The 6671-nt window shown below is 67.2% G+C and carries 7 protein-coding genes; 6 read left to right on the top strand and 1 reads right to left on the bottom strand.

Annotated elements, in window-relative coordinates:
• The 6 genes from Aph01nite_RS40345 to Aph01nite_RS40320 all read left to right on the top strand — a co-directional run.
• Positions 1-752: NsdA family TPR-like regulatory protein (locus tag Aph01nite_RS40345; RefSeq protein ID WP_507762541.1), on the top strand; the 752-nt coding region annotated here is incomplete at its 5' end.
• A 185-nt stretch (positions 753-937) separates the two neighbouring features.
• Positions 938-1933 carry a PstS family phosphate ABC transporter substrate-binding protein gene (locus tag Aph01nite_RS40340; protein WP_204046373.1) on the top strand — a complete coding sequence of 332 codons (996 nt, stop codon included), beginning with the start codon at positions 938-940 and terminating at the stop codon, positions 1931-1933.
• Positions 1933-2874, top strand: a complete 942-nt coding sequence (gene pstC, locus Aph01nite_RS40335; RefSeq protein ID WP_204046372.1) for a phosphate ABC transporter permease subunit PstC — start codon at positions 1933-1935, stop codon at positions 2872-2874. The genes Aph01nite_RS40340 and pstC overlap by 1 nt, the downstream gene beginning before the upstream one ends.
• On the top strand, positions 2874-3764 hold the full coding sequence (pstA, locus tag Aph01nite_RS40330; protein ID WP_204046371.1) for a phosphate ABC transporter permease PstA: 891 nt from the start codon (positions 2874-2876) through the stop codon (positions 3762-3764). Before pstC ends, pstA begins: the two co-directional genes overlap by 1 nt.
• Positions 3765-3768: 4 nt before the next feature.
• The gene (pstB, locus tag Aph01nite_RS40325) at positions 3769-4635 is read left to right on the top strand and encodes a phosphate ABC transporter ATP-binding protein PstB (protein WP_204046370.1); all 867 of its coding nucleotides are present in this window, start codon (positions 3769-3771) and stop codon (positions 4633-4635) included.
• 45 nt (positions 4636-4680) lie between these two features.
• On the top strand, positions 4681-5382 hold the full coding sequence (locus tag Aph01nite_RS40320; protein WP_239162347.1) for a response regulator transcription factor: 702 nt from the start codon (positions 4681-4683) through the stop codon (positions 5380-5382).
• 92 nt (positions 5383-5474) lie between these two features.
• Here Aph01nite_RS40320 and Aph01nite_RS40315 read toward each other — a convergent pair whose 3' ends face one another.
• On the bottom strand, positions 5475-6362 hold the full coding sequence (locus Aph01nite_RS40315; protein WP_204046369.1) for a serine hydrolase: 888 nt from the start codon (positions 6360-6362) through the stop codon (positions 5475-5477).
• Positions 6363-6671 lie beyond the last annotated feature (309 nt).

Here is a 6671-nt window from a genome sequence, read left to right as displayed (position 1 = left end):
AGACGCCGTTCGCGATCGAGGTGTGCCCCACGGTCAGCGAGGCCGCCGGGTTCGCCGCCTGGCTCCACGCCGACATGCAGGACATCGGGACCGCCCGGATGTTCTACCGGTTCGCGGTGGACTCCGCGCGCCGGGCCGAGCATCCACTGCTCGAGGCGTACATGCTGGGCAGTCTGGCCGCGTTCGAGATCGACCATGACGACCCGCAGCTGGGCCTGTCCATGGTCGCCCAGGCGCGGGCGCAGTGCGGCCCGCACCCTCCCCCGACCGCGCGGGCCTGGCTGGCCTGCATCGAGGCCCTCGGCCACGCCGCCCGCCACGACGCGCACGGCGCCTTACGCTGCCTGCGCGAGGCTGAGCAGGCCGTGGCCGCCGGTGAACGCACGGTTTCCCCGCCCTGGCCGTGGGTGTTCCCCTTCGACCCGGGCAAGCTCGCCGGCTACCGCGCCCTCGTCATGGTCCGGCTCGGCCGCCCCGCGGACGCCGTCGCCGCCTTCGCCGAATCCCTCATCTCGGTACGGCCCGCCGCCAAACAGCAGGCGCTGCTGATGCTGGAGATCGCCACCGCCCGGCGCATGGCGGGCGAGGTGGACGAGGCGTTCACCCTCGCCCAGGAGGCCCTCAAGGCGGGCGTCGTCTACTCCTCGGAACGGGTGCTCCAGCGGGTGCGCCGGTTCCGCCGCGACTACGAAGGACCGCCATCGTTGCTGGTCCGCGATTTCGACGAACGGCTGCGATCGTCCGTTCTGTGAACGTCGGCCGGGTGTTAAGCACCCGGCCACGTGCTCAATAGCCCTGTGACCTGCTTGTTATCTCGCCGCGACCGTACAAGAGTGACCGAGCCCGTTCATTATCCGTTCACCTTTACCAGGGCATTAGGTCACCTTCGCTCTTTAGCGTCCTTCCCGTTGATGAAACAAGTGGGAGGACAAAGACCGTGAAGTATGCAGGTCGACTCGCCGTGCTGACGATCGCCGGCGTGCTCTCGCTCGCTGCATGTGGCGGCGACGGCGGGGGCACCGGAACCAACGCCGAGCCCGGCGCCACCGCTGCCGCAACCGAGGGCTCCGCCCCTGCGGCTCTGAGCGGCGAGATCAAGATCGACGGTTCCAGCACCGTAGCACCCCTGACCCAGGCGGCCTCGGAGCTCTTCGGCGAGGACCAGCCGACCGTCAAGATCGCGGTTGGTACCTCGGGTACCGGCGGCGGCTTCGAGAAGTTCTGCGCCGGGGAGACCGACATCTCCGACGCCTCGCGTCCGATCAAGGACGAGGAGAAGGCCGCCTGCACGGCCAAGGGGATCAACTTCAGCGAGCTCACCGTCGCGACGGACGCGCTGACCGTGGTCGTGCCCAAGGAGAACACCTGGGCCAGCTGCCTCACCGTCGACCAGCTCAAGAAGATGTGGGAGCCGGCCGCCGAGGGCAAGGTCATGTCCTGGAAGGACGTCGACGGCAAGTTCCCGGACGAGCCGCTCAAGCTCTACGGCCCCGGCACCGACTCCGGCACCTTCGACTACTTCACCGGCGAGGTGAACGGTGAGGAAGGCGCCAGCCGCAAGGACTACAGCCCGAGCGAGAACGACAACGACATCGTCACCGGTGTCGTCGGCGCCAAGGGCGGCCTCGGCTACTTCGGCTTCACCTACTTCGAGGAGAACGCCGACAAGCTGACCGCGGTGCAGATCGACTCCGGCAGCGGCTGCGTCGCCCCGAGCGTGGAGGCCGCGCAGAACGGCACCTACACCCCGCTCGCCCGCCCGCTGTTCATCTACCCCTCCACCGCCGCCGTGAAGCGGCCCGAGGTGGCTTCCTTCCTTGACTACTTCGTGACGAACATCAACACGATCGCCAAGGACGCGAAGTTCATCCCGCTGAACGCCGAGCAGGAGGCCAAGCTGAAGTCCGACCTGACCGCCCTCAAGGCGAGCTGATGTCGGCTCCGGTGAGAGCGGCCGCGCCAGGTTCCCCCAAGTCCCTGGCGCGGTCGCGCCCGCGTTATGGCGAGCAACTGATCAAGGCGATCTTGCTGATCTCCGCGCTGGTCTCCATCGCGACCACGGTCGGCATCATCGTGGCGCTGGTCGAGCCCACCATCGAGTTCTTCTCCGAGGTGAGCTTCGGCGAGTTCTTCGGCTCCACGACGTGGGGTCCGCTGTTCTCGCCGCCGGCGTTCGGCGTGTGGCCGATCATCGTGGCCACCCTGGAGATCACGCTCATCGCCATCCTCGTCGCGGTGCCGCTGGGCCTGGCCGCCGCGATCTTCCTGTCCGAGTACGCCACCCCACGCGTTCGCAAGATCTTCAAGCCGGTGCTGGAAGTGCTGGCCGGCGTTCCCACGGTGGTCTTCGGATTCTTCGCTCTCACCTTCGTCACCCCGGTCCTCAAGGACTGGTTCCCCTTCCTCGGCCTGGAAGCCAAGAACGCGCTCAGCGCGGGCCTCCTGGTCGGCGTGATGATCATCCCGATCGTCGCGTCCCTCTCCGAGGACGCCATGGCCGCCGTACCCAACGGCCTGCGCGAGGGCTCCTACGCGCTCGGCGCCTCCAAGATGCTCACGTCCGTACGGGTGGTCGTGCCGGCCGCCTTCTCGGGCATCGTGGCCGCCGTCATCCTCGCCATCTCCCGGGCCGCGGGCGAGACGATGATCGTGGCCATCGCGGGCGGCTTCAAGTCGGTGTTCACCCTCAACCCGGCGGACGAGATGGCCACCATGGCGGCCTTCATCGCCCAGGCGGGTTCCGGTGACGCGTCGGTGGGCTCCATCCCGTACAAGACGATCTTCGCCGTGGGTTCGCTGCTGTTCATCATGACGTTCTTCATGAACTACGTCAGCGCCCGTCTGGTGCAGAAATACCGCGAGGTGTATGAGTAATGGCCGTACTCTCCACCCCGAAGTCAGCCGTCGAGCTCGCCAGCAAGGGACGGCCGCTCAAGGAGCACCTCTTCCGAGTCGCGCTGCTGTCCAGCCTGGCCATCGCGCTGATCTTCCTGGGGATGCTCCTCATCTACGTTCTCGAGGAAGGCTGGCCGCGGCTCTCGCCCACCCTCTGGGAGAACATGCCGTCCATCCGGCGACCGGAGACGGCGGGCATCCAGTCCGGCATCTTCGGCACCCTGTGGATCATCGGGCTGACCGCGCTGATGGCCCTGCCGACCGGCATCCTCGCCGCCGTGTACCTGGAGGAGTACGCCGACCGCACCCGCTGGTACAACAAGGTCATCGAGCTGAACATCAGCAACCTGGCCGCGGTCCCCTCCATCGTGTACGGAATCCTCGGCCTGGGCATCATCGCCCGCTGGCTCCAGTTCGGCTTCACCGTCATGACCGGCGCCATCACGGTGTCCCTGCTGGTGCTGCCGATCGTCATCATCTCCGCCCGCGAGGCCATCCGGGCGGTTCCGCCGTCCATCAGGGAAGGCTCGCTGGCCCTCGGCGCCACCCAGTGGCAGACGATCTGGCGGCAGGTCCTGCCCGCCTCCATCCCCGGCATCGCGACCGGTTCCATCCTCGCCCTCTCCCGGGCGATCGGCGAGGCCGCCCCCTTCCTCATGCTGGGCGCGGCGACGCTGGTCCGCTTCAACCCGGAAGGCGTCTGGAGCAGCTTCACCGTGCTGCCGCTGCAGATCTACAACTTCATCAGCCAGTCCCGTGAGGAGTTCCACGTCCTCGCGGCGGCCGCGATCGTCATCCTCCTGGCGATCCTGCTGCTGATGAACTCCGTCGCCATCTGGCTCCGTAACCGCTACCAGAAGCGCTGGTGAACCAATGAACCAGATCTCAACCCAGGCAGGCAGAGTGACCTCACAGCCCAACGTGACCATCCGCGGCCCCGAAGTTCCGAACACCCCGGGGTCCCTCGACCCGGTGTTCACCGTCGAAGACCTCAGCGTCTTCTATGGCGACTACGAAGCGGTCCGCAACGTGGACATGTTGATCGGCCGTCGCGAGATCACCGCCATGATCGGCCCCTCTGGCTGCGGCAAGAGCACGGTCCTGCGCTGCTTCAACCGGATGAACGACCTCATCCCGGGCGCCCACATCAAGGGCAAGATCCTCTACCACGACGAGAACCTGTACGGCGACCACGTCGACCCCATCGAGGTCCGCCGCCGCATCGGCATGGTCTTCCAGAAGCCCAACCCGTTCCCCAAGGCCATCTACGACAACGTCGCGTACGGTCCTCGGGTCAACGGCATCAAGCGGAACATGGACGACCTCGTCGAGGAGGCGCTCACCAAGGCCGCCCTGTGGGACGAGGTCAAGGACAAGCTCAAGCAGAACGCGCTCTCCCTGTCCGGCGGTCAGCAGCAGCGTCTGTGCATCGCCCGGGCGATCGCGGTCAAGCCTGAGGTCATCCTCATGGACGAGCCCTGCTCCGCGCTCGACCCCATCGCGACCACCAAGATCGAGGACCTGATGCAGGAGCTGCGTCAGGAGTACACGATCCTGATCGTCACCCACAACATGCAGCAGGCGGCTCGTGTCTCCGACCGGACCGCGTTCTTCACCGCCGACGTCGACAGCGCCGGGGTGCGGCACGGGCGGCTGGTCGAGTTCGACCAGACCACCCGTATCTTCACCAAGCCCTCCGACAAGCGTACCGAGGACTACATCACCGGTCGTTTCGGTTAGTCGATCTTCGGGCGTACTTCAGGCAGACTCGCAGGGAGGACACGGGTGACGGCACCCGCAGTGGAGGGGGACACTCGATCGGCGCCGGTGCTGCTGGTCGCCGATCCCGACAGCGATCTGGTTCAGTCGCTGACGTCCGAACTCGAAGCTGAAGGCATCGATGTGACCGGTGTCTTCGACGGGGCGCAGGCCCTGCTCCAGGCAGGAGCCCTGCGCCCCGACGCCGTGCTGATCAGCGCCTCGCTGCCCATCATCGGCCCCGTCGACTTCGTCCGCGCGGTACGGCTGGCGCGTGCCGTGCCCGTGCTCCTCGGAGTCGGCGAGGGTCATGCCGAGCAGGCCATGGAGGCCCTCGCCGCCGGGGCGACGGCCTGCGTGGCCCGGCCGTACCGGGTGCCAGAGCTGCTTCCGCTGGTCCAGGCCGCCTTCCGGCGGCAGGGCATCCAGCGGACCGTGCTCACCATCGGCGAGGTGGCGCTCGACGTCACCGCGTACCAGGTCAAGGTGGACGGCCGGATCGTCCACCTGCCGCTGCGCGAGTTCGAGCTCCTGCACTACCTCATGCGCAACGCGGACCGTACGGTCACGCGTGAGCAGATCATGCGGCATGTGTGGCATTCGGTGGACGCGATGTCCACCAACACCATCGCCGTGCACGTCAAACGGCTCCGCGCCCGGCTGGGCGATGAGGACGACCAGCTCATCCAGACCGTCCGGGGTGTGGGGTACCGGCTGGTCACGCCGTAGGCGTCATCCTGTGCCCGTCGGCCTGGTGCCCGTCGGCCTGGTGAACGAGGGCCTGGTGAACGAGGGCCTGGTGAACGTCGGCCCGGTGAACGTCACCGGGCCGACGGGCAGGTACGGAAGGCCGCCAGCAGCTGCCTGGTGATGTTCTCCACCTTGGCGATGCCGGCGTCGCTGGTCTCGTTGTCCTCGGTGAGGACGGCCACCGCGAATCTGCCAGCGATCAGGCCGGCGCTGACGATGACCCACTTCTCGTTGGCCACGTGCTTGAGCCAGCCGTTCTTCAGCGCGACGGTCTCGCCCGCGCAGGCGCCCGCGCTGACGCCCCACTTCTGTTCGGGGACGACCTTCTCCATCAGGTCCAGAATGACCCTGCGGTCTTTGACGGGGCTGTCCTTGCGGGTCAGGAGTTTGACCAGGCGGACCTGGTCGGCGGCGGTGGTCTGGGTGATGCCCCAGCAGTAGAGGTCCACACAGCGGCCGCCGATGGCGGTGGTCCGCTTGAGTTTGAAGGCCCTGTTGGCTGTGGTGAGGCCACCTTCCCGGCCGATGCGTTCCCAGAGGCGGTCCGCGGCTTTGTTGTCGCTCACGCGGATCATGATGTCGGCATCCCGGCGGACCGGGGCCGGCAGGCTCGTCCAGCGGGTGGTCCGGAGGGCGGCCATCAGGATGTCGACCTTGGCGGTGCTGGCGGTGGGGAGCACGAGCTGGGGGCTGAACTGGTAGACGCGGCCGGTGAACAGGTCTTCCACGGCCGCGGTCGTACGTCCCGGCTGTTTGGCGACGATCCCGCGGAGCCGGCCGTTGAGCTTCGTCTTGTCGATCGGGAGGACGGGCTCGGTTCGGTCGGTGGGGATGGCGCTGAGCTGGAGCGACGCGGCCTGATGTTGCGGGGTCGCCACGGGAGTGGCGGACGGGGATCCCGGTGCGCAGGCCGCCGCGAGGGCGAGTACGACGACAGCCGTCGCGTGCCTGAGCGACATTGGGGGGTCTCCGGGGGGCTTGGGGGGAGGTGTGACCCAACTTAGTGGTGATTTGCGCGTGTTGTCCCCATGCCTGGGCAAGGTCCCGGCAAAGCCCGAGTAAACAAGCTCTGAGTCACATTGGCCCGGAAAACGCGAAGGCCCCAGCCGATCCCGACTGGGACCCCAAAAACAGGAAGGCCCCAACCGAACCGGCTGAGGCCCTCAAACACGAAAGCCCCAACCTGTCCCGGTTGGGGCCACAAGAACAGGAAGGCCCAAACCGATCCCGGCTGAGGCCCTAAAACACGAAAGCCCCAACCATAAGGC

Source organism: Acrocarpospora phusangensis, assembly GCF_016862995.1.
Classification (GTDB): Bacteria; Actinomycetota; Actinomycetes; order Streptosporangiales; family Streptosporangiaceae; genus Acrocarpospora; species Acrocarpospora phusangensis.
Note: the sequence above shows the minus strand (reverse complement) of the source record. Positions and strands in the feature narration are given on the sequence as shown.

Excerpts from the sequence above, each read along its gene's own strand:
- pstC (WP_204046372.1), top strand. The coding sequence starts at position 1,933 with ATGTCGGCTCCGGTGAGAGCGGCCGCGCCAGGTTCCCCCAAGTCCCTG.
- pstA (WP_204046371.1), top strand. The coding sequence starts at position 2,874 with ATGGCCGTACTCTCCACCCCGAAGTCAGCCGTCGAGCTCGCCAGCAAG.
- pstB (WP_204046370.1), top strand. The coding sequence starts at position 3,769 with ATGAACCAGATCTCAACCCAGGCAGGCAGAGTGACCTCACAGCCCAAC.
- Aph01nite_RS40315 (WP_204046369.1), bottom strand. The coding sequence starts at position 6,362 with ATGTCGCTCAGGCACGCGACGGCTGTCGTCGTACTCGCCCTCGCGGCG.